This window comes from Pseudomonas cichorii (genome assembly GCF_018343775.1).
GTDB classification, from domain to species: domain Bacteria; phylum Pseudomonadota; class Gammaproteobacteria; order Pseudomonadales; family Pseudomonadaceae; genus Aquipseudomonas; species Aquipseudomonas cichorii.
Genome location: NZ_CP074349.1, coordinates 2,658,103 through 2,684,348 on the forward strand (window position 1 = coordinate 2,658,103; position 26,246 = coordinate 2,684,348).

Sequence of the window (26,246 nt, forward strand, 5' to 3'; positions counted from 1 at the left end):
CGATGAGGTGTCAACGAGCTAGGAAGACGCCGTAATTGAAGATAGAGTGACTTATAATGAGGTAAGGGCTTGGTTTCTGGGTAGCTATTAATGGTATCGCCGATTTTAAAGGGGCTGCACCCAAAGGTTCTGTCTATGTTGAGTTTGATGTTCCAGCTAACAGTTTGCTGCAAGGCGGGAAAGATGGCTGGTTTAAAATGATTGCTCCTGATGCAGGTAGGTCTCAGCAGTTCTTGCTTAATAAGCTGGGCGGTGAGCACCTTCCGGCGGTCACGAATATTGAGGTTTTAGATAGAAAATGAGAAGTCTTATGGATAGCTCTTGGTTTAATGAAAGCGTAAAACCACTTTTGAAGGGGATTTCTCTAGAATACTCATCATTTGCTGATGGGGAGTTTGGTGACCTCGAAAGGATAGAGTTGGAAGGTTTTAACAAGCTAGGAACTGTAGAGTTTTGGTCTAAAGGTTGGGTGGGTGTTGATATATACAACTGTGCTCTTGATGATCAGGTTATGAATGTGTTGCTTTCTCCGGAAGAGGAGGGGGCTGTTTCTCAGGTGTTTGAGAGGTTTGTAAAGATATTGATGCAGGATAGTTGATAGTGTGGAAGGTGCTACTGCGAATAGTCCAAGATTAATTGGTGTCATAGCCAGTAATTAAACTGCAGGATTTTCTTGTTGTGAGCGGTTTAATAAAATTGACGGCAGTTCGGGATGGCTGAAGAGCTTATGGGGCTCTGAAGGCCCGATTAAAGATACGTTACCAGTGGCACTAAACTAGGTCGCTATGGTGGGCCGAATGGTTCATTTCTTTCGCCAAAAGTTACTCCAATTTTATCTGCGGGCATTATCACGCGGCTCAAGGGGGCAAATATAAAGTGCTTAAACCATTGCCTGTAATTCAGGGAAAAATTGCTCCTGCATTCAACGAGCCAGGCGGTGGTGCGCAAATTCTGCCAGCACTTTCAGAGAGAGTTAACGTGCAATGGCTTATTGATAATAATTTTATAAAAGAGGTACGGTAAGAATGATTGCCTCTATTCAGGAAATACAATCTATGGTCGACAGGCTCGGGGAAAGAGTTGGCGCGCCGAAGTCTTTGTTGGTCGTCTTGTCTGCCCCTGCAGATGATGGGACTCCTTATGTTAAAGTTTACGACCATGGCTTTAGTTATGTGTCTTCTGAACGGGGTTGTGAAATATATAATAAGTCGACTAACTCCTTGGATGAGCTGCTCTATTGGATAATGAAGCGTGTTGTACAGCGGATGGCTGTTAAGTATGAGCTGGATAATAGAGTGGGTGGTTTTGATACAAGAAGAGTTTACTTTTCAAAGTTTGTACAGATTTTTGATGAGATAAACCCTGAGTGGGCGGGCTTAGCAAGGCGGGATGTTGATGAAATATTGAAGGCGTCTCCATATTTGGATGGTTAAATCAAGGCTGAAGTTAAATATTTTGCAATGCTACATGATTTAATATGGCAATATTATATTTTTCATTTTTCAAGGCTCTCCCCCATGCAAACCCTAAAACTCTTACTTCCCTTGTGCCTGACAACCCTCCTATCAGCCTGCAACACCACCTCCTACGACAAAGCCACCATCTACTACGACCGAACACAATTCCCGTCCCAAATCGTCAAAGACGTCCCAGACCTGAACACCCCGATCACCCAGCACGGACGTTGTTCGGTCATTGTCTCCACGCCCGGCTCCACCACTGGCCCGTATTACTTCTGCACATACGCCCTGACCTCAACCGGGCTTTATGTGCAAGGTTGGGATGCCAAACAGATGAAGTACACGGAAATTGCCCGTGTCGATCTGGCTGCACTCAGGACGGTGTCGCTCTATTCGTTTCTCAAGAACAAGCAGGTGCAGTTGACTGAAGAGCGACGTCAGCTTGCCTTGAGCGCCATGATTGATGAGGGCGGTTATATCGATGGTGATGCTACTGTGCGTCTGTTCGATGCGATCAGAAGCAAGGGGGTGAAAGTGGTCGAGAGCGACGGTGCAGTAAAACCTCCAGCGCCTGCCGGGCCTGTCTATGTACCGCTGATTATTCCTCAGGTAAAACGCTAACGATCCGGTAGATAAAAAAGGGGCCGATATAAATACGTCCCTTTTATCAAATCCCAATCATTTCCCCACCTTCTTCGACGAATACCCACCCGACGGATCAAAGCACTGGCTGTTGTAGAGCGGGCTCTTGCACTGCGATAACGCATTCTGCGGCGGTGTTCTGCAAGCGGGCTATGGTACACAACAGGCGATCAACAGTGATCTTTGGGGGCTTCAGATAATAAGGCGGGCGGCACCCTGCAGGCTGGTCGTGACCTCAGCCTGATTGCCGGTCGTGACGTCAATATCGGTGCGGCACCAACCGAAACAGCGAAGGCACAGGGAGCGAATACCCAGTCCAGCATCACGCAACTGGGCTCCAGCGTCAGCGTCGGTCGTGACCTCATGGCTCTGTCGGGACGCGATATCAATGTTGCAGCCAGCGACATCGATGCCAAGCGCGATATCGCCATGGCCGCGACCGAGAACATGACCATCAGCTCGGCGGCAGACGAAACCCACTCCCTGTCCAGAAGCAAGAAACTCACCGTCCAGACCGACCACGTCAAACAGGTTTCCTCCGACCTGAACGCCGGCGGCAGCATTGCCCTGAACGCAGGCAAGGACCTGGCCGTCATCTCCAGCCGCATTACCGCAGGTGAAAACGCCAACCTCTCGGCAGGCGAAAACCTCAGCCTCCTGGCCGCGCAGGACAGCGATTACTACCTCTACGACAAGAAGAGCAAAGGCAGTTGGGGCAAAAAGAAAACCAAGCGGGATGAAGTGACCGATATCCGCAATGTCGGCAGCGAAATCACCTCCGGCGGTGACCTGACACTGGAGAGTGGAGGCAACCAGTTGTATCAGGTGGCGAAGCTCACCAGTGGTAATGACCTGACCATTGAAAGCGGTGGGGGTATCACCTTTGAGGGGGTGAAGGACTTCCATGATGAAAGTCATACCAAGAGCAAAAGCAGCCTTGCCTGGAACTCGATGAAAGGGAAAGGCCGAACCGATGAAACCTTGCGTCAGACCGAGATGGTGGCAAAGGGCGAATTGACAATCCAGGCTGTGGAAGGCCTGAGGATCGATATCAAGCAGGTCGATCAGCAAACTGTAAGTCAGACCATTGATGCCATGGTCCAGGCCGATCCGCAACTGGCCTGGCTCAAAGAGGCCGAGAAGCGTGGTGATGTGGATTGGCGGCAGGTCAAGGAGATCCACGAAAGTTTCAAATACAGCCATTCCAGTCTAGGTGGAGCCGCACAGATGATCATTGCGATCATCGTGGCTTATTTCACGGCGGGCGCTGCAAGTGGTCTGATCGGAGCGGGTGCCATGTCAGGCTCTGGCACTGCAATGGCAGCAGCGACTACTTCTCAGGCAATGGCTGCGGGGGCCTCCTACGTTGGTGCTGGCTGGGATAACGTGGCCCTCACGGCAGTAGCTACCAGCGCCGCGAGCGGCGCAACGGTCAGCGCTATTAATAACCGCGGAAATCTTGGTGCTGTGCTCAAGGATGTGACCTCTGCGGACGCTCTACGTGGCTATGTGGTTTCTGGTGTTACAGCCGGGCTGACAGCGGGTGTCTACGACAAACTGACGAGCACTCAGACAGGCACCTCGGGTGTCTTGCAGAACAGCGGAAAAGTTATCAGCAGTGGTGGGCTGTCCTCTTGGGGAGGTGTAGGAAGCTTTGCTGCTAATCAGCTTCTACAGAACACTACTTCGACATTGATTGATCGTGCATTGGGAGGTGATAGCCAGTTCGGTGATGCCCTGAGCAGCAGCTTGGTCAATACCTTTGCGGCAGCTGGCTTCAACTGGGTAGGTGGCTTCAGCAAAACTAATCAACTGGCCGACGGTAGTCTGGCCAAGATTGGCTTGCATGCGGTCATGGGAGGTCTGGCAGCAGAGGCGGCTGGTGGTGACTTCAAGACCGGTGCACTGGCTGCGGGTGTGAATGAGGCGTTAGTTGATACCCTGGCCAAGCAATACGCCGATATGTCCAAGGAGCAAAGGGACAAGCTTCTGGTCATGAACTCCCAGGTTATTGGTGTGCTTACTGCCTCAGTCCAAGGAGGTGATGCGAAGAGCTTGCAAACGGGGTCATGGGTGGCCGCAAATGCTACGACCTATAATCGTTTATTGCATGCTACAGAACGAAAGGCTTTGAACGATGAAGCCAAGGCGCTTGAAAAGCGCTTGGGTAAGCCATCATCCAGTATATCTTGGGATGATTTCCTGCTTTTGGCTTCCAGTGCTGAATTGGATGCTGCTGAAAGTGCACGACTGCAGGCCGTATTGGCCAGCTTTAAAGAGGGTAACCCTGAGCAGTCGCGTTTCAAGGCGGAACTATCGATTGCCATGGAGAGTATTCAGCACCTGGCCTCTCAAAACACGGTTCTGATGTGGAGCGATGGAAAACCGATTGTCGCCAACGGTGCCCCCGTTTATGCATTTCAGTCGACAGATAGGCAGTTCAGGGATTCCGGGCTATTAAATACGGACTCAGGGAAACAGACCAATTCAGCGGACAGTATTGTTGATGTCGTTCCCTTTGCCTTGATACAACAGCTTGGCGAGAAAAATGCGACAGCATATTGGACAGAGCTTTCCAAGGCTTCAACCAGCCCTGTAGAGCTCGATGAGCTGGTGGGCCGGGTCTCAAATGTTCTGATCGGTGGTATTGACCGGGTTACGTGGGATCTTGATCTTGCTTTTGCTTTGACTGGCGGGCCTGGTGTACTGAGGGCTTTGTTGGCTAAGCGTGTTTCTGTGTCAGGTGGTGCAAAAGTCGCTGCGTCCAAGAATGCGAATGCAACAAGCATGCTTACGGATTCGGAAGCTGCTGTACTGGTCGAGAGAAATGTAATAGAAGGAACGGCTAAGGGATCTGCACCAAAAGTGGCGGCAGAGGGAAATGTAGGAGGCCAGACCTTCCAAGACGTTAATCAGACCTCTCGTCCGCTCAATGAAGCGGACCCCAAAATACCTTCGTTGATCGCGGATAGGATTGCAGATAAAGCCTCTACGAATCCTGGCAAGCTTTATCCAAATGGAAATATGAAAGATGCCCACGCTGAAATCGGTGTTATTCAGCAAGCTTATAGCTCTGGTAAAACCACCGGAGCGGACATGTTCTTGACAGTCGCAGGAAAGGATGTGTGCGGATTCTGCAAAGGTGATATAGCCGCAGCCGCAGAAAAGGCTGAGTTGAAGTCTTTAACCGTAAGCGCTATAGATGATAAAACAGGGCTTCCGAAAAATTACTACTGGGAGTCAGGTATGAAGTCCATTAAGGAGAAAAAATAGATGATAATCGGAGGGTATATGCTTAGCCCTGAGCGCGGCAGATTGCAAATTCCTCTTGTTCATCAGCCGAGTATGGAGGACGTTAAATCCATTATATTTGAATATATTAAATTCGATGGTGTGGTTTCGTTGTCTATTACCCCTGCACCTGAAGCTGGACCTTACGAAATCAATCTTTATGCTGATTCTGGAAATTATCTTTTGATGTTGAATCAGTATCTGGATGATGGGGCGCACGTTGTGCGTACCCTTAATAATACGTCAGCTGGAGCGAAATCTATTGATATTCTGGGTGATTGCTATCGCGCGAGTTTAATTACAAGAGATATAGGGGTCGTTATTTTTTGTTTTCAAGAGTTTTTGAGTTTTGGTGATGTGAGTTCGGCAGTATTAAGTGTTTAAAGGAAAAAGGAGCTAGTGGAATAAATAAGGGGTAGGTGCAAGAGCAACTGCTTCTAAAGTCTCAATGCAACCAGTGTGCTGACTGGCTCAGAGGTGGGCATGCTGGAAAGGAGTATTTGGGAAGCATGCCTCAAAGTGATAAATCAAGCCGAACCAAAATCTAGGTAAGCAGAATGAAAAAATCTACTTTGCTTTGTGTGAGCGGTGCGGAGGAGAAGTAGAAAAACTAGAAGCGGGTAGTGCTCAAGGATTAAGGTGTGCTGGTGCTATTCAGCAATGATTAGTTTACCAATGAGGTGGTTAGGCCCAGGGCGTTGTACTCACAACCCCACCTTATAAACAACCTGCCCCCGCTCCAGCGGATCCGGATGACACTCAAACCCCAACGACCGCGCCAGATTAAACATCCTTGCATTCTTCACCGCGTCTATCGAAAACATCCTATAAAACCCGTTCAACCGCGCAGCATTCATAAGGTGCTGCATCAGCAATTTGCCCAGCCCGCGGTCTTGCCATTTTTCGGCGACCACGACGGCGCATTCGCAGCAGGAGTCGCCTTCTGTCGCGGCGTAGCGGCTCAGGCCTATTTCGGTCAGTTGGTTGTTGTCTTCCATGATCAGGGCGACGTAGGTCATGCGTTGTTGGTAGTCGGTGTCCATGATCTGGTCGAGGGCCAGCGGGGCGTGGTCGTTGTTGGGGGAGAGGAAGCGGAAGTGCTGTGTCTGTGGCGACAGGCGTGTGATGAATTCGAATGCTCGTTGCCGGTCGTCTTCCTGGATCGGTCTGATCAGCAGGTGGGTGCCGTCGCTCAGTTCTTCGATCCAGTGGATGAAGCGCAGCTCAGGGGCGTAGAGGTCGTCGCTGATCGAGTCGCTGGTGACGGTGTTCATGTCTATCCCTTGGGGCCGTGCGTCGATTGAGCAGGCGGTTTACCTATCTTTTACGCTTCGGCACCTTCAGGTCATGATCCAGATCAATACTTCTGTTTGCCCTGTCTGCGTGTAGACTGCCTGCCGTTTGTTCATCGCAGTCTTTGCCTGATGGACGTTTCCACTTCATTGATTCAAGGCGTGCATATGGATCTGCGACAACTCGAGGCTTTTGCGGCTGTCATGTCGGCGGGCAGTGTGACGGCGGCGGGGAAGATGCTGGGGCGTTCGCAACCCTCGGTGACCCGTGCCATCCAGGAGTTGGAGCAGGAGCTGGGTTTTGCCTTGTTCGAGCGCAGTGGGCCGAAGGTCACGCCTTCGCAGAAAGCGTTCATGATGTATGCCGAGGTGGAGAGTGCATTGCTGGGTATTCGCAATATCCGGCAGCGCGCGCAGCATATTGCGCTGGACGAGAACCGGCAGATCAAGCTGGTGGCGATACCGGCGCTGGCGGCGGGTTTGTTGCCGCTGGCCTTGTCCCGTTTGCCGGATGATCTGCGCCCGCAGCATATCCAGTTGCACAGTATGTCTCCTGAAAATGTCGTGCAGGCGGTGCTTTCCAAGACCATGGACCTGGGCGCAGTCAGCCTGCCGCTGGAGCATCGGGGGCTGGATATTCACTGGATCGGTGAGTCGCCTTGTGTGGCGGTGCTGGCTGCGGATTCGCCGCTGGCCCGTTTCGATGTCTTGCCGATGCAGGTTCTGGCCAGTCAGACGCTGATTACCATGTCCAACCCTTATCGTTTTCGACGTCGTATCGACAAGGCTTTTCAGGATGTCGGCGGCGCTGTTCCGCACATGCTCGATACCAATACTTCGCTGATTGCCATGCAGATGGCGCGGGTGGGGCTGGGTGTGGCGCTGGTCGATCCTTTCACTGCGCTGGGCGTGCCTGTAGAAGGCGTGGTCGTGCGACCGATGGAATGCAATATTCCGTTCTTTTTCGGTCTGGTTTCGGCGTTTGCCAGCCCGTTGTCAGATGTGGCGCAGGCGCTGGTGACGGAGCTTGCTGCATCGGCTCAGGCCTTGCTGCCCTCCGTGATCATGCATGCCCCGAGCGAGCATGACGCTCTTTTGCAGAGCATTTACGCCGGTTGAAGCCCGGCAGCGAGCGTCGTGCTTATGCGACTTTCTGATTTCTTATCGTTTTAAGCTATATCAATATTCATTTTTTGCCGTTGTAGTAATAAATATCAGCTTTTAGTATTCGTTTTTTGAATTCATAAGCCTTATGAATTCAATAATTGTGAGTTTGGAGCGTTTTTTGTATGGATTCGCTCTATCCATGATCTTCAGCACGAGTACTGAAAATGTCCGATACAAACGCACCGATTGGGCTTGCCGCCTTGCAGGCCCGTCTCAAGCAGGATCTGGAGTGGCTGGATCTGCCAGCCTCACCCTGGGTCAAGCCGCGTTTGCATGAAGGCGCTCCAGTACTGGATGTCGCGATCATCGGTGGTGGCATGGCTGGTCTGGCACTGGCGGCGGAGTTGCGTCATCTGGGTGTGGTGACGACGATTTTCGATCAGTCCCCGACCGGTTTCGAAGGCCCGTGGGCAACCACTGCGCGCATGGAAACCCTGCGTTCGCCCAAACAACTGACCGGTCCGGCACTGGGTTTGCCTGCCCTGACATTTCGTGCCTGGTTCGAGGCGCAGTTCGGGCTTGAGGCCTGGAATGCGCTGGACAAGATCCCGCGTCTGCAATGGGCGGATTACCTGCGTTGGTATCGCAAGGTGCTGGATCTGGATGTGCGCAACGAGCATCGGGTCAGCCGGGTCCAGCCTCGCGCCGATGGTCTGGTCGAACTGGATATCGTCAGCCCCGGCCACAATCAGCACTATGTGGCCCGGCATGTGGTGCTGGCGACCGGGCGCGATGGCTTGGGCGGGCCTTGGGTGCCGGATTTTGCTCGTGAGCTGCCGCGCCAGGTCTGGGCGCACTCGGCCGATGGTTTGCAGGATGACTGGTTTGTCGGCAAGCGGGTGGCGGTGATCGGTGGCGGTGCTTCGGCCATGGACAGTGCCGCCACGGCGATTGAGGCGGGTGCGCAGAAGGTCGACTTGCTGATTCGTCGCGCAGAGTTGCCACGGGTCAACAAGGGCAAGGGCGCAGGCAATCCGGGGATGACCCACGGTTACTGGCGTTTGCCGGACAGCTGGAAATGGCGCATCCGCCGCTACCTCAATACCCAGCAAGTGCCGCCTCCCCGTGGCAGCACACAGCGTGTTTCCCGTTCACCTGACTCTCGTTTCCTGCTCAACAGCCCGATTGTTTCGGTTCGGCAGAACGAGTCCGGCGCGCTGGTAGTGCGCACGCCCAATGCGAAGCTGGAATACGATTTTCTGGTGTTTGCCACAGGCTTTCGGACGGACTTCAACTTGCGTCCCGAGTTTGCTTCTTTCGCAAAGCATATTCAGGTCTGGAGCGACCGCTTCGAGGTGCCTGAGGATGAGTTCGATGCCGAGCTTTGCTCTCTGCCGGATCTGGGGACCTGCTTCGAGTTCCAGCAGAAAACCCCCGGCGCATGCCCGGGGATCGAGAAGATTCACTGCTTCAATTACCCGGCAGCCCTGAGTTACGGGGCGGTATCCGGGGACATTCCGGCCATCAGCGAAGGCGCCAAGCGCCTGGCTCATGGGCTGGCAGGGCAGTTGTTCAACGAGGACATCGATTTGCATTTTGCCGCCATGCAGAGCTACAACGAGCCCGAATTGCTGGGCGACGAATGGGTCGCCGGTGCGCCCACAGCCCAAGAGCTGCTCGGATGATCGGCTGGGCTGTGCGGCGTCTGGTTCAGTCGCTGCTGGTGGTGTTGCTCATGACGCTGGTGGTGTTCATCGGCCTGAATGCCATTGGTAATCCGATGGACATTCTGGTGGGTGAGGACCTGAATCAGGCCGAGCGTCTGGCGGCTATCGCACACCTCGGGCTGGACAAGCCGCTGTGGCAGCAATACCTGCTGTTCCTCAAGGGCGCGGCGAGCGGCAATCTCGGCCAGAGTTTCGTCTATCACGAAGATGCCATGCGCCTGATTCTGCAACGCCTGCCTGCCACGTTCGAGCTGGCGTTCAGTGCCCTGTTCCTGGCGGTATTGCTGGGTGTGCCGCTGGGCATGTTCGCGGGCACTTATCCCGATCACCCGGTCTCGCGGGTAATGATGGCCACCAGCATTGTGGGCTTCTCGCTGCCAGCGTTCTGGGTGGCGCTGATGATGATCATGCTGTTCTCGATCCACCTGGGCTGGCTACCAGCCAGCGGGCGTGGGGAGACTCGCGAGTTTCTTGGCGTGCAGTGGTCGTTCCTGACGCTGGATGGCCTGCAACACCTGATTCTTCCGGCGCTCAACCTGGCGCTGTTCAAGATTTCCCTTGTGCTGCGCCTGACTCGTGCCGGTGTGCGCGAAGTGTTGCCCCAGGAGTTCGTCAAGTTCGCCCGTGCCAAGGGCCTGTCGCCGATGCGGGTGATGTGCATGCATGTGATGCGCAACACCATGATCCCGCTGGTGACAGTGCTGGCAATGGAGCTGGGGTCGACCATCGCCTATGCCGTGGTGACCGAAAGTATCTTTGCCTGGCCGGGTGCCGGGAAGCTGATTCTGGACAGTATCAATATGCTGGATCGCCCGGTTGTCGTGGCTTATCTGATGGTGGTGGTCGTGATTTTCGTGGTGCTCAATCTGATCGTCGATGCGTTGTATTACCTGCTTGATCCGCGTGTGCGCATCGAGGCTGGCCGATGAGTCAGGTACAGGTCGCACGCCTGCACGTGCAATCGCCATGGCGGCTCGGTGCTGTGGAGTTTTCCCGTTCCTATACGGCCATGTTCGGTCTGCTGGTGCTGCTGGTCATCATGCTGATGGCGGCACTGGCGCCGTGGATCGTGTTTCAGAATCCCTATGACCTGATGCAGCTCAATGTGCTGGATGCACGCCTGCCGCCGGGCAGTGAAAACCTCGACGGTGGCTACACCTATTGGCTGGGCACTGACGGCCAGGGCCGTGATCTGCTGTCGGCGATCATCTACGGGCTGCGTATCAGCCTGTGGGTCGGTATCGGTTCTGCACTGATTGCCGCTGCCGTTGGCACCTTGCTGGGTTTGCTGTCGGCTTATGTCGGCGGCTGGCTCGATGCCTTGTTGATGCGTCTGGTGGATCTGCTGCTGTCTTTCCCTGTCATTCTCATGGCGTTGATGATTCTGGCCTGGCTGGGCAAGGGCGTCGGCAATGTGATGCTGACGCTGGTGCTGCTCGAATGGGCCTATTACGCCCGTACCGCCCGTGGGCAGGCCTTGACCGAAAGCCGTCGCGAGTACGTCGATGCGGCGCGGGGGCAGGGGATCGGTTCATGGCGGATCGTCGTGCGGCATATCCTGCCCAACTGCCTGCCGCCGCTGATCGTGATCGGCGCCTTGCAGATTGCCAGGGGCATCACGCTGGAGGCGACCTTGTCGTTCCTGGGGCTTGGCGTGCCGATTACCGAACCGTCACTCGGGCTGCTGATTGCCAACGGCTTCCAGTACATGCTCAGCAACGAATACTGGATCAGTTTCTTTCCGGGGCTGGCGCTGCTGATCACCATTGTGGCCATCAATCTGGTGGGTGATCGTTTGCGTGATGTCTTGAACCCGAGGTTGCAACGATGAGCGCGCCTGAAGTGTCTCTGGCGCAACCGACTCTGGATGTGCGCAACCTCTGTACGTCGTTCGATACCCGGGCGGGCATTCTGCCTGCCGTGCGCGATGTTTCTCTGCGCCTGCAACCGGGGCGGATTCTCGGTCTTGTGGGCGAGTCGGGTTCCGGCAAGTCGGTGACCGGTTTTTCCATTCTCGGGCTGGTCGATGCGCCGGGGCGTATCAGCGGTGGTGAAGTGGTGTTTCAAGGTCGCGATCTGACGAAGCTGAGCGCTTCGCAGTTGCGCAGCCTGCAAGGCAATCGCATTGCGATGATCTTTCAGGACCCGATGATGACCCTCAATCCGGTCCTGCGCATCGATACGCAAATGATCGAAGCGGTGCAGGCTCATCGCCCGATGGGGCGTCGCGAGGCGCGTCAGCATGCCAGTGACACCTTGGCGCTGATGGGAATTCCCAGCCCTGACGAGCGCTTGAATGCCTATCCGCATCAGCTCTCCGGTGGCATGCGCCAGCGGGTGGCGATTGCCATTGCCCTGTTGCACGCACCGGACCTGATTATCGCCGACGAGCCGACCACGGCGCTGGACGTGACCATTCAGGCGCAGATCCTCAGCGAGGTGCAAAAGCTTGTGCGTCAGCAAGGAACCTCCCTGATCTGGATTACCCATGACCTTTCAGTGGTGGCCGGTCTGGCGGATGACATCGCCGTGATGTATGCCGGTCGTATCGTCGAGCAAGGCCCGGTATCGGCGGTGCTGGATCGTCCACAGCATCCTTACACCCAGGGCCTGATCGACAGCCTTCCGAGCCGTAACAAGCGTGGTCAGCGTCTGCGCCAGATCCCCGGCATGGCACCGGATCTGTTGTCGATGCCGACCGGTTGCGCCTTTGCTGCACGTTGCTCCCGAGCGAGCAATCAGTGCGAGCAGGAACCACACAGTCGCGAAATCGAAGCGGGTCGTCTGGTCCGTTGTTTTCACCCGGGAGCTGCCGATGAGTATTAACCAGACGCCCATCGTCGAATTGAGCCAGGTCAGTAAAACCTTCGGTAAGCGCAATAACGACAGCACCTTGAATCAGTGGCTGCAACGCATGCAGTGGACCAGGCCATCAGCCGTGACCCATGCGGTGGATCGCGTCGATTTGCGGATCAACCGTGGCGAAGTCGTTGGGCTGGTGGGCGAGTCTGGCTGCGGCAAGTCAACGCTGGGCCGCATGGTGGCCGGGTTGCTGCCCGTATCCTCCGGGACCGCTTCCATCGACGGCAAGCGCCTTGAGGACCTGACGGCCGAGGAGCGTCTGGCGGCGCGCCTGAAGATTCAGATGATTTTCCAGGACCCGTCTTCCAGCCTTAATCCGCGCCTTCGGGTCGACCAGATTGTCGGGGAGGGCGCCTTGCTGCATGGTCTGACCGACAAGGCCGGGTTCGACGATTATGTCAGTGCGCAATTGCAGCGTGCGGGTCTGAGCCCGCAACTGCGCCAGCGTTACCCGCATCAGTTCAGCGGTGGCCAGCGTCAGCGCATCGGCATTGCCCGGGCCTTGGCGGTACAGCCGCAGCTTCTGGTGTGCGACGAGTCGGTGGCGGCGCTGGACGTGTCCATTCAGGCGCAGATCCTCAACCTGTTCATGGACCTGCGCGATGAGCTGGGCCTGACCTATCTGTTCATCAGCCACGATCTCGGCGTGGTGGAACACCTCTGCGACCGCGTGGTGGTGATGTATCTGGGGCGGGTGGTAGAGAGCGCCAGTGTCGATGACCTGTTTGCACGAGCCAATCACCCTTATACCCAGGCCCTGCTGGCGCAGATTCCGCGCTTTGATGTTCGCAGTGCCCGTTATGACGCGATAAAAGGGGAAATCCCCAGCCCGCTGAACCCGCCTGCCGGGTGTCATTTCCATCCTCGCTGTCCGCATGCCACGGCGCGCTGCCGCGAGGAAGTTCCAACGCTCAGGGAGGTTGCACCCGGCCACCTGAGCGCCTGTCACCTCAATGAATAGCACCGAACGAGCGCTGCAATGCTGGCGCTCATTGCCATTACGCACAAGGAATAGCCCATGAAACCACTTGTCCGTTCACTGTTGGCCTCGGCCCTGATCCTGGCCGCCGGCAGCGCAGCGGCGCAGAGTCTGCGTATCGGTTATGCCGATCCGGTCTCCTCGCTTGACCCGCAATTGAACAACTATGCCGGTGACCGCTCGGTTGCCCTGCATGCCTTCGAGTCGCTGGTCAATCGCCGTGACGACAAGACCCTGCCGGGTCTGGCGCAAAGCTGGAAAGTCCTGGACGACAAGACCTGGGAGTTCAACCTGCGCAAGGACGTCAAATGGCAGGACGGCAAGCCCCTGACCGCCGATGACTTCGTGTTCTCCTTCGAGCGTGCCCGCAAGGTGCCGGGCAGCGTTGCGTCTTATGCAGGGGCCATGCGTACCGTTGAGTCGGTCACGGCCAAGGATGATCACACCCTGATCATCAAGACCCTTACACCCAACGCTAACCTGCTGCCGGACGTGGATTCGATCTACATCGTCAGCCGCCACGTGGGTGCCGACGCGCAAAGCGCCGATTACAACAGCGGCAAGGCGATGGTCGGTACCGGGCCTTATCGCTTTGTGTCATTCGTGCCGGGCGATCGCACGATCTTCGAGCGCAATGCAGACTATTGGGGGCCGAAACCGCTGTGGGACAAAGTGGATTATCGCTTCATCTCCAACGCCGCGAGCCGTACGGCGGCCTTGCTGGCCGGTGATGTGGACGTGATCGATAAGGTGTCGCCAACCGATGTGGAACGCCTGAAGAAAAGCCCGAATGTCAGTGTCTTCGCTTATCCGGGCCTGCGTGCCTTGCTGATTCAGCCAAGCTTCCGTGAAGGCCCCAACGAGTTCATTCGTGACAATGCCGGCAAGCCGCTGGCCGAGAACCCGCTGCGCGATGTACGAGTACGCAAGGCCTTGAACCTGGCCATCAACCGCCAGGCGATTGTCGAGCGCATCATGCAGGGCACGGTGACCGAGGCCAATCAGTGGATGCCGGCCAAGACCTTTGGCTACAGCTCCGAGCTGAAGAACATCCCTTATGACCCGAAACAGGCCAAGGAGCTGCTGGCTCAGGCGGGCTTCCCCGAAGGCTTCCAGTTGACCGTGCACGTACCGGGCGACCGTTACCCGCAGGCGCCGGAAACCCTGCAGGCGGTGGCGCAGTTCTGGTCGCGCATTGGCGTCAAGGTACAACTGGAAGTCCTGCCGTGGGCCGTTTACGCAGGCAAGGCCAACAAGAACGAATTTGCGATCAGCGTGGTTGCCTGGGGTAACGGCACGGGCGAAGCCGCCTATGCACTGACCAACATCCTGACCACGGTGGACAGCGTCAAGGGTCGCGGTGCCTCCAACTGGGGTCATTACAGCAACCCGCTGGTGGATCAGGCGCTGGTTGATGCTACTTCCGAGTTCGACGATGCCAAGCGCCGGGCGATCCTGGAGCAGTCTGCCAAGGTGGTGGCTGACGATGTCGGCATCATCCCGCTGTTCCATTACCAGAACATCTGGGCTGCGCGCAAAGGCCTGAAAGTCGAGCCACTGGTCAGTGACCGCACTGCCGCGAGCATGGTGACCGAACAGCCTTAGTTATATGAGAGGGAGCGGATCGGGCGGCGCTCCGCTCATCCGCGACGACGTCACCGAAGGCGCCAGATGCTCTTGGGCCTCTCGCGAATAAATTCGCTCCTACTTGTTAATTCATGATTTTGATGGGAATGAATATGACCTCAACTGTAGAACCGGGCCTCGATGTCCTGGATACCTTGCTGGGCATCGAGCCTGAAACCGGTCTGTACAAGGTGCGCCATGCCCGTGACAAAGTCGTGGCGGCAACGCAGGGCAGTCATGAGCTGTTTTTCGACCCGGCGCTTCAAGATAATCTGTCCCTCGTCGAGCGTCTGCTGGTGGCGTATTACGCCAGCCATCTGACACCAAACGCCTTGCTGGCAGGCTACTACCTTGAGCAGTTGCAGGTGCTGAATGTCGAATCGGAACTGGTGGCCGCCATTGATTCCGGCTCCATCGAAGCGCTCAGCGATGTGCGTCTGTCGGCGATTCTGGTGTTCACCCGGACCTTGATCGAGTCGCCGGTCGAAGGCGATCGTGCTGCTTTGCAGGTCCTGCAGGCCGCGGGTCTCTCTTCGTCTGAAATCGTGGTGCTGGCGCAGTTGATTGCGTTCCTGTCGTATCAGGTACGGCTGGCGGCCGGCCTTGGTGCCTTGTCAGCCATGGGAGAAGCACAATGAGCGAGCCCATTCGCAGCAACGGATTTACCAACGAAGTGTTGGGCTGGAAGGCCTGGTTGCCCACGGTGCAAGTGGACAGCGCCACGCCGGAGCAACTGGCGGTACTGGAAGAGAGCCATCCCCAGGCCAAGACGTCGGATTACTACCTGACACTGGTCCATCAGCCGCAGATCCTGCGTCAGCGGTCCGTTGCGTTCAACGCGATCATGTATGCGCCGGGCGGTTTGTCCCGTGCGGAGCGCGAACTGGCCAGTACCGTCGTGTCACGAGTCAATCAGTGTGTTTATTGTGCTTCAGTGCATGCCCAGCGTTTCGAGCAACTGGCCAAGCGCAATGATGTGATTGCGCAGATATTTGCCGATCCACAGACGTCGGGAACCACGGAACGGGAAAAGGCCATTGTGCGCTTTGCAATTGATCTGACCCTGGCCCCGGCTGCCTTGGGCGCCGAACATATCAGGCCGTTGCGTGAGCAGGGGCTCGATGATGGACAGGTACTGGATCTGATCCACGCCATTTCCATTTTTGCCTGGGCCAACCGGTTGATGCTCAATCTGGGTGAGCCGCTTTATCCAGCAGTGTGAAAGATTGTTTCATTTTTGATAAAAAACTTTGTCCGAGTGTTGTACAAAATTACCGCTGTAGTATAGCTTTTACAGCAGAGCCAGCTGGCGTGGCGCTGACATTGCCGTTTACGGTATAGACCACGCCACTGGCTCTTCCATCTTTCTACCTGTGGGTCATCCCGCAGGCACCACAGAGGCTTCACATGATCGCGTCGCGCTGGTTGTGGCTGGTGCTTCTGCTCAGCGGCAGCGCATTTGCCGATTGGCGTGAAGCATTGCCTGATTCCCGTGTCGTCGGTTCCGGCGACTTCAGTGTGTTTGGATTCCGTATCTATTCGGCCCGTCTTTGGAGCCCTGCAAAGCCGTTTGTGGCGGATGCTCCCATGGCGCTGGAGCTCACTTATCATCGCGACATCGACCGGGAAGACCTGGTGGATGCCAGCATCGATGAGATCCAGCGTATTTCCGGATCGGCCGTCAGCGATCAGCAGTTGTCCGTGTGGCGTCAGCAGATGCAGCAGTCTTTCGTCGATGTTCAGCCAGGCATGAAAATCACCGGTGTCTACCTGCCGGGACGTGAAGCGCGCTTCTATGTAGGCCCCAAGCTGCAGCATGTGGTCCAGGATAGCGAGTTCGCCAAGGCGTTCTTCTCCATCTGGCTGGACCCCAAGACCCGCAACCCCGATTTACGTGAGCAATTGCTGGGTAAATGACGCCTCAGTAAAGCTTTTATGAATGTGTCCTTCGTTGACCAATTGCCAAACAAAAAGCCCAATGAAACCAGCTGTTTCATTGGGCTTGTGTCTTTAATGAGTTCTTTGTGTTTCAGGCCGGTATCACTTCTGTCGTCCTGGTAACTAGCCGCCTGTCATGTTCATGAAACGCACGACCTGCACATTGTCATCAAGCGTGAAGTTATGGCTCCATGGTTTGAGCTGCATGGCATCGACTATGGCCTTTTCCAGCTTTTGGGGCTGGCCGGGGTTGGCCCGCAGCACGGCTTTGAGGTCAACCGAATGCTCGTTGCCCAGGCACAGCAGCAAACGGCCTTCCACCGTCAGGCGCACGCGGTTGCAGGTGCCGCAGAAGTTATGGCTGTGGGGAGAGATGAAGCCGATGCGAATATCAGGGGCTTCGGCCAGGCGCCAGTAGCGCGACGGGCCCTGAGTCGAGTCGGTGGACGAAACCAGTGTGTAGCGCTCGGCGATGCGCTCGCGTACCTGATCGCTGGAATAGAACGACTCGGCGCGGCTGTGTTCGCTGATGATGCCCAGGGGCATTTCCTCGATAAAGGAAACGTCCAGCTTGCGGTCGATAGCAAAGGCCAGCAGATCATTGATCTCATGATCGTTGCGGCCTTGCATCACTACGCAATTGAGCTTGGTGTGGGTGAAACCGGCAGCATTGGCAGCGTCGATCCCGGCAATCACCTTGCTCAGATCGCCGGTGCGTGTCATTTCCCGGAAACGTTGCGGGTCCAGACTATCAAGGCTGATGTTGAGGCGAGTGACCCCGGCGTCGAACAGCGGCCTGGCCAGTTTGTCCAGTTGAGAGCCATTGGTGGTCATGCACAGTTCCCGCAGGCCGGGCAGGGCGGCGATGCGCTTGCACAGGTCGACGATACCGGCACGTACCAGCGGCTCGCCACCGGTCAGGCGTATCTTGCGGGTACCCAGGGCAACGAAGCGTTCGGCAATCTGGTGGATTTCTTCCAGGGACAGGATCTGCTGGCGAGGCAGAAATGTCATCTCTTCGGCCATGCAGTACACGCAGCGAAAATCGCACCGGTCGGTGACCGACATGCGCAGATAATCGACTTTGCGTGCAAAACGGTCCATCAGGACGGGATCTGACATCTCACCTTCTCAATATGCTGTAGCCGTAAGCTTGCTGAGTCCAATTGCCGCAGTCCAATCGCTTGTGATGATGACATGATCGACTGGATCTATGGCGTCTTGCTATCGCCTGCCGAGCGACGTTCGTAATGCTCCAGCAAAGGCTGGATGCTAATGCCATGCAGCAGGATACTCAACGCAACCACCGACAACGTCATCCCTATGGCGGTATGGACTGCATCTTGCGGTAAACCGTGGGTCAAGGCAAAGCACAGGTAATAAAGGCTGCCGATTCCACGTATGCCGAACCAGCCGACCAGAGCCTTCTGGCGCCGGTCCAGCAGGCGTCTGCCCACCAGCAGCCAGACGCTGGCCGGACGAATGATGCAAAACAGGGCCAGACCCAGACCAACGGCTCGCCAGTCCCAGTACAACGCCAGAGCTGCCCCCAGCAGGGTAATCAACAGTACCTCCATGGAGCGTTCGATCAGACTGCCGAATGCCAGCATATCCCCCATCATGATTCCGGCAGCCAATTGCGACTCGCTCAGGTCCTCGCCCTCGGCGACCGTGGCCTTTTCCTGATTGGCGGTCATATGGCCAATCACCGGCTGAGCAACATGCTCCGAGGGAACGTGGGATTGAGTGATGCGCGCCTCTGCCTGTCTCAAGCCGAACCCTGCAGTGAATACCGAGAGAAAACCAAAGGCGCCTGCGCCTTCTGCCACCACGTAAGACAAGGCAATCAAGGCCAGTGCGAGAAAGTCATTGGGTGAAGTGGTGCTGTCTGAATTCCTGATCCGCAGGAAGATCATCAGATGCCCGACGCCACGGCCCATGCCGTAGCCGATCAACATGCCGGCCGGTACGCCCCAGACCAGACTCTTGAGTGCCCAGTGCTGAATCCATCCGGCTTCCAGCCCGCCATTGCTCATATACAGCAAGGCAAAGATCACGAACGGAAACGCCGTGCCATCGTTCATGCCTGCTTCGCCGGAAAGTCCGAAGCGCAGGCGGTCCTGATCCTGGGCATTGGTCACTTGAACCAGCCCGGCCAGCACCGGATCGGTGGGCGAAAGCATGGCACCCAGCAGCAGCGAGATACCCCATGACAGACCGAACAGGTAATGCGCAGCCAGGCACGTACCAGCAATCGTGGCAAGCATCACCGGGCCGGCCAGCCAGTACGCCGAATGCCAGGCTTTGCTGCGCAGCGGCTGTCGCAACTTGATCCCGGTATTGAACAGCGAAAACAGCACTGCAACCTCGGTCAGACGCTCCAGCCAGTGCCTGGCTTCATGGACGTCCAGCTTCAGCATATCCAGCCCCATCGGCCCAATGGCGAAACCGAACGCCAGGCACACCGCCGACGTCGTGACTGGCAACCAGCGCAAAAAGGATGAGGTCAGTGCCAGTAGCATCAACAACGCGCCGAGCACAGTCATGCAGATAGTGAAGCTCATGGAGTCACGCCCATCGCCATATCGTCCTTAAAGTAGGGCGCATGAGGGTGTGACTGTGGGGTGGCGGGTTAGTTGAAGGAATCTGACAGTGGGAGACGCGAATGAGTGGTGCGGGACGCCAGCGCACTCATTCGCGCTGAGTTTCAGCGCTCGATGCTGCGACTCCAGCGTGCATTCCACTCGGGACGAATCTGGTTGACCTGATCCCAGTCAATGGTCACGGCGGTTTCCAGGTATTTCTTCATGGCCTGGACCTGATCGCGGGTCTTGTCAGTGGTGGGCGTATTGGGGTTGGACGGGATCTGGTCGCCAAGCTCCAGGGCCGGGGCCTGAGCTTCGGCGGTCAGCAGGTAGGCTGCCAGCTTCTGGGTCAGTTGCGGCTGGTTGTTTTTGGCGATGGCACATTCGGCGACGTTCAACACCACGGCGCCTTCCCTGGGCTGTGCGTATTCCACGGGCACACCCTTGATTTTCAGGGCCGTGACCTGAGTCGGTGTCAGGGGAAATAGGGCGGCCTCGTCGGTCTGTACCATCTCGGAGATTTTTGCCGAACTGGCGATGTATTCCAGCACGTTGGGGCCAATGGTTTTCGGCCAGGCCTTGAAGCCGGGTTCGACGTTGCTCTCGGTGCCGCCCTGGATACGGTTGAACATCAGAAAGCCATGCAGGCCAAAGGTCGAGGATGCCAGTGACTGGAACACGACCTTGTCCTTGAAGCGCTTGTCAGCCAGATCCATCCAGGAAGCAGGAGCGCTCCAGCCTTTTTCCTTGAACATGCGGGTGTTGTAGGCCAAGCCTGTCACACCCAGGCTCACGGCGGCAGCCTGATCCTTGATTCTGGCCTGAGGGGGCAATTCGGCCAATGCCGCGCTGGGTTGCAAGGTATCGCACAAGCCCATGGAAATGGCCCGATACATGATGCCGTCATCAAGGAATATCAGGTGCATCTGCGGATTGTCCTTGCTGGCCTGAACCTTGGCCAAGATGTCCGAAGAAGTGCCGGGCACGATCACGACCTTGACGTTGTTGGCCTTTTCAAAAGCCGGCAGCACATGATCGGCATACAGGCGCTCCATGGTTCCGCCGTTCATGCCCAGGTACAGCGTCGTTTCAGCCAGTGCAGGCTGCGAAGCGAGCAGGGCGGTGAGTGGCAGGCATGACAGGCCTGAGAGTGCGATACGTTTGGCAATCTTCATTTGGGCGACCTTCCTCTGTGTATTGGAATGACGTTGCTGGCAAGTACGGGGGTAATGGCTGGTGTTTCCGGGATCTGGAAGCGGCCGATGGAAAAGGCTTCGATGGCAATCGATGACCGACCATGGCAGACCCATTCGGCCAGGGCTTCGCCAGCTGCCGGACCAATCTGGAAGCCCGCGCCGGCAAAGCCGAAGCCGTGCAACAGGCCGGGTTGGTGCAGACTGGGGCCGAGCACCGGTTCACGGTCGGGCAGGTAGCCCTCGGTGCCGCTCCAGGTGCGGATGGCGTGGGCGCCAGCCAGTGGCGGGTAGAGTTCGACGGCGTTGCGCAGGATGTCCAGAATCGCTGCCTGTCCCGGTCGGGCGCGCAACGGGTCCTGGGCGAATCCCTGACCGCCGCCCAGGATGCAATTGCCTCTGGCCACCTGCCTTGCATAGATACCGCCACCTTCGACCCCGGTGCTGACATCCATGAACATGGGCAGTGGTTCGGTCACCAGCATGGCGGGATAACCCGAATACATGGGCACGGGTTCACCGAATTGTGCCGCCAGCGTACCTGCCCATGCACCGGCGCAATTGAGCAGCCAGGGAGCGCGCAATTGCAGGCCACTGGCTGTGCGGACGATGAACGCCTGACTGTCATGTTCCACGTCGATGACCTGAGCCTGCTCGAAGATCTGCGCACCTGCCTTGTGCGCCGCACGGGCGAAGGCCGGTGATACGAGGCGCGGGTTGGCATGCCCGTCGTCCGGGCACAGTGAGGCGCCTACGGCGACATCACCGGCCCAGGGGTAGCGAGCCAGCAACTGTGTGCGATCAAGCAGTTGCAGGCCCAGGCCAAAGGCCCGGCTGGCTTGTTCGTAGGCGCGCAAGGCATTCATGTCCTGTTCGTTGCGGGCCAGTTTCAGGTGCCCGGAACGCACGTACTCACCGTCACTGCCGATCAATTCATGCAGGATTCCCCATAGCTCGTGGGCCCGCTGTGACAGAGGCAGTTGGGACAAAGGCCGACCCTGGCGCCTGACGCCGCCGTAATTGACTCCGCTGGAGTGTGAGCCGCAGAAGTCACGCTCCAGCAGCGTTACCCGCTTGCCCTTGAGTGCAAGCATCAGCGCAGCAGAGGCGCCGACGATGCCGCCGCCAATGATCAACGCATCGGTTTCCATGGGGCGGCTCATGCTTCAGTCTCCAGGCCGAACGGCAGCGGTTTGATCGGAGCCTGGCCGCGCAGTCGACCAATGTTGTCCAGCCTGCGATGGCTTTCCCGGGCAATGATTTCCGCCGCAGCCATGCCACACATGCGGCCCTGGCAACGCCCCATGCCGACCCTGCACATGGCCTTGACCCGATTGATCTCCCAATGGCCTTCTTGCACTGTGGCTCTGATCTCGCCTGCGCTGACTTCTTCGCAGCGGCAGATGATGGTTTCGTCGGGCACTTTGGCGGCCCACTCGACAGGGAACGGGAAGGCCGTCTCCAGTCCCAGGCGAAAGTGCTCGATCTTCTGCAGTCTGCTTTGCAGGGTTGAGAGGCGGCCCTGGTCGATAGAGTGCCCGCTGTCTTCAAGCAGGCTCAGTGCTGCCAGCTCTCCGCTCATCTGTGCAGCATCGGCGCCCATTATTGAAGCACCATCACCTGCCAGATAAACGCCTGCGACGCTGCTGCGTCCCGCATTGTCGCGTGTCGGCAGCCAGGCCCGGTTCAACGGGCTCCAGCCGAATGTGCAGCCGAGCATATCCGCCAGTTGGGTTTCGCTGCGCAAGGCATGGGCAAAGGCCACGGCATCGCACGCCAACTGCTTTTGCTGGCCCTTGTGTTGCCAACGCACGCCAGTGACGCGCTTCTCACCTTCGATACGCTGCAGTGTCGCGTCCTGATGCACCGGTATGCCATGAGCCGTCAGCCATGCCCGGTAATAAAGGCCTTTGGCAAGGGTGGCCGGTTGATTCAGCAAGGCAGGCAAGGCCCGGCATTGTGCGCTGAAGGGGGCGCTATCGAGCACGGCCACGACTTTGGCCCCGGCCTTGGCATATTGATAAGCCACCAGATAGAGCAGAGGGCCACTGCCACCCAACACAACGTTTTCGCCGATGGCACAGCCCTGATACTTCAAGGCGATTTGCGCAGCGCCCAGGCTGTAGACACCTGGCAGTGTCCAGCCTGGAACGGGGAGAATGCGATCCGTTGCACCGGTGGCGACAATCACTTGAGAGAAGTCGATCTGCCCGGCACGCAACTGACTCAGGGTGTCGAGCCTGCCGTTTTCGGCATTCCAGACCAGTGTCTGCGCACGATAGTCGATGCTGTCGGCCAGATCGTCCATGGCCTTATGCACTGTAACCGCCTTGCCTGCTTCAAAGCCGTACAGGTCCTTGGGTGAGCGCTTGAAGTTCTCCGGCTGACGGCGATAAATCTGCCCGCCGCCGCGCAGGCCTTCGTCGATCAGGCAGGGTTTTACGCCATGTTCGAGCAAGGTCTGCGCCGCCCGGATGCCAGCAGGGCCTGCGCCGATGATGACGACCTTTCTGAGGTCAGTGTCTGTGCTCATGACTGACGCCCCGGTTCGCGACTGACTATCTGGTCGGCTTGCAACAGGGTCGAGCAGGCCCGCACCCGCTGCCCGTCTCCCAAGCGTACCCAGCATTCCTGGCAGGCTCCCATCATGCAGAACCCTGCACGGGGTTCTGCACTGAAATCGCTGCCGCGCAGATGCTCGCTCGCCGTCAGTACGGCGGTCAGCAATGTATCGCCTTGCAACCCGCTGGCGGGCTGGCCATCCAGGGTGAAGGACAGGGCCGGACGGTCGAGTTCGACCAGTCGTTTCAGCAATGCCATTGAATATGCGCTCCGGGCCTGAAGTTAATGTTTGCCGACCAGTACGCGATCCAGGCCATAGACCCGGTCGAGCAGAATCATGGTGGCGGCGGTCAGCGCAATGACCAGCGCGGAAACGGCGGCCATCATCGGGTCGATGGATTCGGTGGCGTAGACGTACATGCGCACCGGCAGGGTCTGGGTCGCTGGCGAGGTGACGAAGATCGACAGGGTCACCTCGTCGAAACTGTTGATGAATGCCAGCAGCCAGCCTCCGGCGACGCCAGGCAGGATCATCGGCAGGGTAATCTGGCGAAACAGCGTGAAGCGGCTTGCACCCAATGACTCGGCAGCCTGTTCGGCGCTGCGGTCGATGCCGATGGCGGCGGCGATCACCAGTCGCAACACATAAGGCGTAATCACCACCACGTGGGCCAGGATCAGCCATGTAAAGCTGCCATTGACACCCATCAGCGCAAACAGTCGCAGCATTGCCACGCCCAGCACCAGATGCGGAATGATGATCGGCGACAGGAACAGCGCATTGAGAAAGTTGCGCCCCGGGAACTCATGGCGAGTGATGGCCAGCGCAGCAGGCACGGCAATCAGGGTGGCCAGCGTGGCAGAAACGAAGGCCAGCATCAGGCTGTTATAGAACGAGTCGATGAAGTCCGCCCGCTCGAAAACCGCCTTGAACCAGCGCAGCGAGAAGTCGGTGGTGGGCAGGCTCAGGGTGTTTTCCGGGGTAAAGGCCACCAGGCATACAACCCCCAGTGGCGCGAGCATGAACACCACGACCAGCGTATGAAATGACAAGGCCAGAGGACCGTTCTTGGACATGGATCATTCCCCCAGGGATTTTTTATAACGGCCTTCGATCATGCGATTCCACGACAGCATGATCAGCAGGTTCACCAGCAGCAGCGCCACCGCAATGGTCGCGCCCATGGGCCAGTTCAGCTCCGAGAGGTATTGGTCGTAGATCACCGTGGCGACCATTTTCAAACGTCGACCACCCAGCAGGCCGGGGATTGCGAAGGAGCTGGCGGCCAGCCCGAAGACGATCAGAGTCCCGGACAGCACGCCTGGCATGACTTGAGGCAGAACCACCAGGCGCATGACTTTGGCCTGGCTTGCACCCAGCGACAGGGCAGCCTGTTCGGCAGCCGGATCGAGCTTTTGCAGCGAGGTCCAGACAGGAATGATCATGAACGGCAGCATCACATGCACCAGGGCGATAATGACGGCGAACGGCGTATAGAGCAGCTTGACCGGGCGTCCGCCCATGGCCTGGATCATTTGATTGATCAGGCCGTCGGCACCTAGCAGCAGGCTCCAGCCAAAGGCGCGGACCACGACTGAAATCAGCAGGGGAGTGAGGATCAGAATCAGGAATATCGAACGCCAAGGCGTACCCATTCGACTGAGAATGTAGGCTTCCGGCACACCGATCAGCACGCAGAGCAGGGTGACCAGCGCACTGATCCAGAAGGTGCGCAGAAAGATTTCGTAGAAGTACGAATCAGTCAGGACGGCGATGTAGTTGGCCAGTGTGTAGCTATCGTTTTTGACCCCGACTTCGTAGTCGAAAACGTTGAACGACAGCACCAGTGTCAAGCCAAGAGGCAGAATCAGCAGGCCGATGAACAGCGCCAGTGCGGGCGCTGACAGCCAGTAGCCACGCCCGCCCTGACGTATTTCCTTCAGCGGGCTCATGGGTGTACCTCATCGGTATCGAGCACGCGCAACAGTTCGGTCTGCCAGTCCATGCCAACGGCTGAGCCTTCCGGCAGCGGCGGCTGGCCATTGTTGCGGCGTACAACGGTCAGCTCGCCAATCTCGGTTTCAATGCGGTACAGCCATTGGCTGCCAAGAAAATAACGGGTGACTATCTGGCCTTGCAGGCGGCCTGTGCCGGGCTCTGTCAGGTCGATCTTTTCCGGGCGCAGGCTCAGGGTCAGGGCACCATCACCGCCAGCCACCCGCACCTGAGGCAAACCGCTTTCATCCAGATCACCCGACAGCATGTTGGCCTTGCCGACGAAGCCGGAAATGAAGCGCGTGCGTGGGTGCTCGTAGAGTGTGTAAGGCTCGTCGATCTGGGTAATACGACCGGCCTGCATGACAACAACACGATCACTGATGGACAGCGCTTCGGCCTGATCGTGGGTGACCATCAGCGTGGTGATCCCGACCTCATTCTGGATGCGTCGGATTTCGAACTGCATTTCCTCGCGCAGGTTGGCGTCCAGGTTGGACAGCGGCTCATCGAGCAACAGCACGGGCGGCTCGATAACCAGCGCCCGGGCCAGTGCGACACGCTGACGTTGCCCGCCTGACAGCTCGCGAGGATAGCGAGCGGCATGCTGACTGAGGCGAACCAGCTCCAGTACCCGGCTTACTCGCCGCTGAATATCTGCCGCTGGCACTTTGCGCATGCGCAGACCAAAGGCGACATTGTCGGCAACGCTCATGTGCGGGAACAGCGCGTAGCTCTGGAACACCACGCCCAGGCCTCGGCTGCTGGGCTTGGCATGAGTGATGTCGCGACCGTCCAGCACAATGCGTCCGGCGCTGACGTCGACAAAGCCCGCGATCATTTGCAGGGTGGTGGTCTTGCCGCAGCCTGAGGGGCCAAGCAGTGAAACGAACTCGCCTTTTTCTACCGCCAGGTGGGTGGCGATGACGGCATCGATGGAGCCGTAGCGTTTTGATAGTCCTTCAAGCTGGAGAAATGCCATATCT

Annotated in this window: 26 protein-coding genes and 3 pseudogenes; 18 read left to right on the top strand and 11 right to left on the bottom strand. The window is 57.3% G+C overall.

Annotated features, from left to right (window positions below):
• The first annotated feature begins 95 nt into the window (after nucleotides 1–95).
• The 5 genes from KGD89_RS26560 to KGD89_RS11740 all read left to right on the top strand — a co-directional run bounded on the left by KGD89_RS26560 (nucleotide 96) and on the right by KGD89_RS11740 (nucleotide 2,081).
• Nucleotides 96–302 carry a TreTu family toxin gene (locus KGD89_RS26560; RefSeq protein ID WP_425262085.1) on the top strand — a complete coding sequence of 69 codons (207 nt, stop codon included), beginning with the start codon at nucleotides 96–98 and terminating at the stop codon, nucleotides 300–302.
• Nucleotides 303–310: 8 nt separating this feature from the next.
• Nucleotides 311–598, top strand: coding sequence for a hypothetical protein (locus KGD89_RS11725; protein WP_025259972.1), 288 nt, complete (start codon nucleotides 311–313; stop codon nucleotides 596–598).
• Nucleotides 599–876: 278 nt separating this feature from the next.
• A complete protein-coding gene (locus KGD89_RS26425; protein WP_074569193.1) occupies nucleotides 877–1,023 on the top strand; it encodes a glycohydrolase toxin TNT-related protein in 147 nt (48 codons plus the stop codon).
• 2 nt (nucleotides 1,024–1,025) lie between these two features.
• Nucleotides 1,026–1,433 (top strand): Imm63 family immunity protein, encoded by a 408-nt coding sequence (locus tag KGD89_RS11735; RefSeq protein ID WP_025259973.1) that lies wholly within the window; start codon nucleotides 1,026–1,028, stop codon nucleotides 1,431–1,433.
• 84 nt (nucleotides 1,434–1,517) lie between these two features.
• On the top strand, nucleotides 1,518–2,081 hold the full coding sequence (locus KGD89_RS11740; RefSeq protein ID WP_025259974.1) for a hypothetical protein: 564 nt from the start codon (nucleotides 1,518–1,520) through the stop codon (nucleotides 2,079–2,081).
• 57 nt (nucleotides 2,082–2,138) lie between these two features.
• Here KGD89_RS11740 and KGD89_RS25990 read toward each other — a convergent pair.
• A pseudogene (locus tag KGD89_RS25990) lies at nucleotides 2,139–2,243 on the bottom strand (DUF4124 domain-containing protein); the annotation flags it as partial.
• A 45-nt stretch (nucleotides 2,244–2,288) separates the two neighbouring features.
• Here KGD89_RS25990 and KGD89_RS26565 point away from each other — a divergent pair.
• From KGD89_RS26565 to KGD89_RS11750, 3 genes and pseudogenes are all read left to right on the top strand, one after another.
• Nucleotides 2,289–4,271 (top strand): annotated as a pseudogene (locus KGD89_RS26565) (DUF637 domain-containing protein); the annotation flags it as partial.
• Nucleotides 4,272–5,015: 744 nt separating this feature from the next.
• Nucleotides 5,016–5,375 (top strand): annotated as a pseudogene (locus KGD89_RS26570) (cytidine deaminase-like fold-containing protein); the annotation flags it as partial.
• Between the two features lie 18 nt (nucleotides 5,376–5,393).
• Nucleotides 5,394–5,777: a DUF6911 family protein gene (locus KGD89_RS11750; protein ID WP_143008745.1), complete on the top strand. Its 384-nt coding sequence runs from the start codon at nucleotides 5,394–5,396 to the stop codon at nucleotides 5,775–5,777.
• Nucleotides 5,778–6,097: 320 nt separating this feature from the next.
• On the opposite strand, the gene KGD89_RS11755 is transcribed toward KGD89_RS11750, so the two are convergent.
• A complete protein-coding gene (locus tag KGD89_RS11755) occupies nucleotides 6,098–6,667 on the bottom strand; it encodes a GNAT family N-acetyltransferase (RefSeq protein ID WP_025259977.1) in 570 nt (189 codons plus the stop codon).
• A gap of 186 nt (nucleotides 6,668–6,853) precedes the next feature.
• On the opposite strand from KGD89_RS11755, the gene KGD89_RS11760 reads away from it, so the two are divergent.
• The 10 genes from KGD89_RS11760 to KGD89_RS11805 all read left to right on the top strand — a co-directional run bounded on the left by KGD89_RS11760 (nucleotide 6,854) and on the right by KGD89_RS11805 (nucleotide 16,903).
• On the top strand, nucleotides 6,854–7,804 hold the full coding sequence (locus KGD89_RS11760) for a LysR family transcriptional regulator (RefSeq protein WP_025259978.1): 951 nt from the start codon (nucleotides 6,854–6,856) through the stop codon (nucleotides 7,802–7,804).
• A gap of 212 nt (nucleotides 7,805–8,016) precedes the next feature.
• Entirely contained in the window at nucleotides 8,017–9,477 is a 1,461-nt protein-coding gene (locus tag KGD89_RS11765) for an FAD-dependent oxidoreductase (protein WP_025259979.1), read from the top strand.
• On the top strand, nucleotides 9,474–10,448 hold the full coding sequence (locus KGD89_RS11770) for an ABC transporter permease (protein WP_025259980.1): 975 nt from the start codon (nucleotides 9,474–9,476) through the stop codon (nucleotides 10,446–10,448). Before KGD89_RS11765 ends, KGD89_RS11770 begins: the two co-directional genes overlap by 4 nt.
• Nucleotides 10,445–11,350, top strand: a complete 906-nt coding sequence (locus tag KGD89_RS11775) for an ABC transporter permease (protein WP_025259981.1) — start codon at nucleotides 10,445–10,447, stop codon at nucleotides 11,348–11,350. The genes KGD89_RS11770 and KGD89_RS11775 overlap by 4 nt, the downstream gene beginning before the upstream one ends.
• Nucleotides 11,347–12,345 carry an ABC transporter ATP-binding protein gene (locus KGD89_RS11780; RefSeq protein ID WP_025259982.1) on the top strand — a complete coding sequence of 333 codons (999 nt, stop codon included), beginning with the start codon at nucleotides 11,347–11,349 and terminating at the stop codon, nucleotides 12,343–12,345. The genes KGD89_RS11775 and KGD89_RS11780 overlap by 4 nt, the downstream gene beginning before the upstream one ends.
• On the top strand, nucleotides 12,335–13,342 hold the full coding sequence (locus KGD89_RS11785; protein ID WP_025259983.1) for an ABC transporter ATP-binding protein: 1,008 nt from the start codon (nucleotides 12,335–12,337) through the stop codon (nucleotides 13,340–13,342). Before KGD89_RS11780 ends, KGD89_RS11785 begins: the two co-directional genes overlap by 11 nt.
• Nucleotides 13,343–13,399: 57 nt before the next feature.
• The gene (locus KGD89_RS11790; RefSeq protein ID WP_025259984.1) at nucleotides 13,400–14,965 is read left to right on the top strand and encodes an ABC transporter substrate-binding protein; all 1,566 of its coding nucleotides are present in this window, start codon (nucleotides 13,400–13,402) and stop codon (nucleotides 14,963–14,965) included.
• Nucleotides 14,966–15,099: 134 nt separating this feature from the next.
• A complete protein-coding gene (locus KGD89_RS11795) occupies nucleotides 15,100–15,624 on the top strand; it encodes a CMD domain-containing protein (protein ID WP_025259985.1) in 525 nt (174 codons plus the stop codon).
• Nucleotides 15,621–16,208 (top strand): peroxidase-related enzyme, encoded by a 588-nt coding sequence (locus tag KGD89_RS11800; RefSeq protein ID WP_025259986.1) that lies wholly within the window; start codon nucleotides 15,621–15,623, stop codon nucleotides 16,206–16,208. Before KGD89_RS11795 ends, KGD89_RS11800 begins: the two co-directional genes overlap by 4 nt.
• 185 nt (nucleotides 16,209–16,393) lie before the next feature.
• Nucleotides 16,394–16,903: a chalcone isomerase family protein gene (locus tag KGD89_RS11805; RefSeq protein ID WP_025259987.1), complete on the top strand. Its 510-nt coding sequence runs from the start codon at nucleotides 16,394–16,396 to the stop codon at nucleotides 16,901–16,903.
• Between the two features lie 144 nt (nucleotides 16,904–17,047).
• On the opposite strand, the gene moaA is transcribed toward KGD89_RS11805, so the two are convergent.
• The 9 genes from moaA to KGD89_RS11850 form a co-directional block, all read right to left on the bottom strand.
• A complete protein-coding gene (gene moaA, locus KGD89_RS11810) occupies nucleotides 17,048–18,046 on the bottom strand; it encodes a GTP 3',8-cyclase MoaA (protein WP_025259988.1) in 999 nt (332 codons plus the stop codon).
• Nucleotides 18,047–18,135: 89 nt separating this feature from the next.
• Complete coding sequence (locus KGD89_RS11815; RefSeq protein WP_025259989.1) at nucleotides 18,136–19,488, bottom strand: cation:proton antiporter; 1,353 nt, start codon at nucleotides 19,486–19,488, stop codon at nucleotides 18,136–18,138.
• Between the two features lie 143 nt (nucleotides 19,489–19,631).
• Nucleotides 19,632–20,684 carry an ABC transporter substrate-binding protein gene (locus tag KGD89_RS11820; protein WP_025259990.1) on the bottom strand — a complete coding sequence of 351 codons (1,053 nt, stop codon included), beginning with the start codon at nucleotides 20,682–20,684 and terminating at the stop codon, nucleotides 19,632–19,634.
• Nucleotides 20,681–21,865, bottom strand: coding sequence for an NAD(P)/FAD-dependent oxidoreductase (locus KGD89_RS11825; protein ID WP_025259991.1), 1,185 nt, complete (start codon nucleotides 21,863–21,865; stop codon nucleotides 20,681–20,683). Before KGD89_RS11825 ends, KGD89_RS11820 begins: the two co-directional genes overlap by 4 nt.
• The gene (locus KGD89_RS11830; protein WP_025259992.1) at nucleotides 21,862–23,235 is read right to left on the bottom strand and encodes an FAD/NAD(P)-dependent oxidoreductase; all 1,374 of its coding nucleotides are present in this window, start codon (nucleotides 23,233–23,235) and stop codon (nucleotides 21,862–21,864) included. The genes KGD89_RS11825 and KGD89_RS11830 overlap by 4 nt, the downstream gene beginning before the upstream one ends.
• Entirely contained in the window at nucleotides 23,232–23,522 is a 291-nt protein-coding gene (locus KGD89_RS11835; RefSeq protein WP_025259993.1) for a (2Fe-2S)-binding protein, read from the bottom strand. The genes KGD89_RS11830 and KGD89_RS11835 overlap by 4 nt, the downstream gene beginning before the upstream one ends.
• A 24-nt stretch (nucleotides 23,523–23,546) precedes the next feature.
• Nucleotides 23,547–24,341, bottom strand: a complete 795-nt coding sequence (locus tag KGD89_RS11840; RefSeq protein WP_025259994.1) for an ABC transporter permease — start codon at nucleotides 24,339–24,341, stop codon at nucleotides 23,547–23,549.
• Nucleotides 24,342–24,344: 3 nt separating this feature from the next.
• Nucleotides 24,345–25,217 (bottom strand): ABC transporter permease, encoded by an 873-nt coding sequence (locus KGD89_RS11845; RefSeq protein ID WP_025259995.1) that lies wholly within the window; start codon nucleotides 25,215–25,217, stop codon nucleotides 24,345–24,347.
• The gene (locus KGD89_RS11850) at nucleotides 25,214–26,242 is read right to left on the bottom strand and encodes an ABC transporter ATP-binding protein (protein ID WP_025259996.1); all 1,029 of its coding nucleotides are present in this window, start codon (nucleotides 26,240–26,242) and stop codon (nucleotides 25,214–25,216) included. Before KGD89_RS11850 ends, KGD89_RS11845 begins: the two co-directional genes overlap by 4 nt.
• Between the last annotated feature and the right edge of the window lie 4 nt (nucleotides 26,243–26,246).

Bases quoted from the DNA above. Each gene is read 5' to 3' on its own strand.
- KGD89_RS11725 (WP_025259972.1), top strand. From the start codon at position 311: ATGGATAGCTCTTGGTTTAATGAAAGCGTAAAACCACTTTTGAAGGGG.
- KGD89_RS11735 (WP_025259973.1), top strand. From the start codon at position 1,026: ATGATTGCCTCTATTCAGGAAATACAATCTATGGTCGACAGGCTCGGG.
- KGD89_RS11740 (WP_025259974.1), top strand. From the start codon at position 1,518: ATGCAAACCCTAAAACTCTTACTTCCCTTGTGCCTGACAACCCTCCTA.
- KGD89_RS11750 (WP_143008745.1), top strand. From the start codon at position 5,394: ATGCTTAGCCCTGAGCGCGGCAGATTGCAAATTCCTCTTGTTCATCAG.
- KGD89_RS11755 (WP_025259977.1), bottom strand. From the start codon at position 6,667: ATGAACACCGTCACCAGCGACTCGATCAGCGACGACCTCTACGCCCCT.
- KGD89_RS11760 (WP_025259978.1), top strand. From the start codon at position 6,854: ATGGATCTGCGACAACTCGAGGCTTTTGCGGCTGTCATGTCGGCGGGC.
- KGD89_RS11765 (WP_025259979.1), top strand. From the start codon at position 8,017: ATGTCCGATACAAACGCACCGATTGGGCTTGCCGCCTTGCAGGCCCGT.
- KGD89_RS11770 (WP_025259980.1), top strand. From the start codon at position 9,474: ATGATCGGCTGGGCTGTGCGGCGTCTGGTTCAGTCGCTGCTGGTGGTG.
- KGD89_RS11775 (WP_025259981.1), top strand. From the start codon at position 10,445: ATGAGTCAGGTACAGGTCGCACGCCTGCACGTGCAATCGCCATGGCGG.
- KGD89_RS11780 (WP_025259982.1), top strand. From the start codon at position 11,347: ATGAGCGCGCCTGAAGTGTCTCTGGCGCAACCGACTCTGGATGTGCGC.
- KGD89_RS11785 (WP_025259983.1), top strand. From the start codon at position 12,335: ATGAGTATTAACCAGACGCCCATCGTCGAATTGAGCCAGGTCAGTAAA.
- KGD89_RS11790 (WP_025259984.1), top strand. From the start codon at position 13,400: ATGAAACCACTTGTCCGTTCACTGTTGGCCTCGGCCCTGATCCTGGCC.
- KGD89_RS11795 (WP_025259985.1), top strand. From the start codon at position 15,100: ATGACCTCAACTGTAGAACCGGGCCTCGATGTCCTGGATACCTTGCTG.
- KGD89_RS11800 (WP_025259986.1), top strand. From the start codon at position 15,621: ATGAGCGAGCCCATTCGCAGCAACGGATTTACCAACGAAGTGTTGGGC.
- KGD89_RS11805 (WP_025259987.1), top strand. From the start codon at position 16,394: ATGATCGCGTCGCGCTGGTTGTGGCTGGTGCTTCTGCTCAGCGGCAGC.
- moaA (WP_025259988.1), bottom strand. From the start codon at position 18,046: ATGTCAGATCCCGTCCTGATGGACCGTTTTGCACGCAAAGTCGATTAT.
- KGD89_RS11815 (WP_025259989.1), bottom strand. From the start codon at position 19,488: ATGAGCTTCACTATCTGCATGACTGTGCTCGGCGCGTTGTTGATGCTA.
- KGD89_RS11820 (WP_025259990.1), bottom strand. From the start codon at position 20,684: ATGAAGATTGCCAAACGTATCGCACTCTCAGGCCTGTCATGCCTGCCA.
- KGD89_RS11825 (WP_025259991.1), bottom strand. From the start codon at position 21,865: ATGAGCCGCCCCATGGAAACCGATGCGTTGATCATTGGCGGCGGCATC.
- KGD89_RS11830 (WP_025259992.1), bottom strand. From the start codon at position 23,235: ATGAGCACAGACACTGACCTCAGAAAGGTCGTCATCATCGGCGCAGGC.
- KGD89_RS11835 (WP_025259993.1), bottom strand. From the start codon at position 23,522: ATGGCATTGCTGAAACGACTGGTCGAACTCGACCGTCCGGCCCTGTCC.
- KGD89_RS11840 (WP_025259994.1), bottom strand. From the start codon at position 24,341: ATGTCCAAGAACGGTCCTCTGGCCTTGTCATTTCATACGCTGGTCGTG.
- KGD89_RS11845 (WP_025259995.1), bottom strand. From the start codon at position 25,217: ATGAGCCCGCTGAAGGAAATACGTCAGGGCGGGCGTGGCTACTGGCTG.
- KGD89_RS11850 (WP_025259996.1), bottom strand. From the start codon at position 26,242: ATGGCATTTCTCCAGCTTGAAGGACTATCAAAACGCTACGGCTCCATC.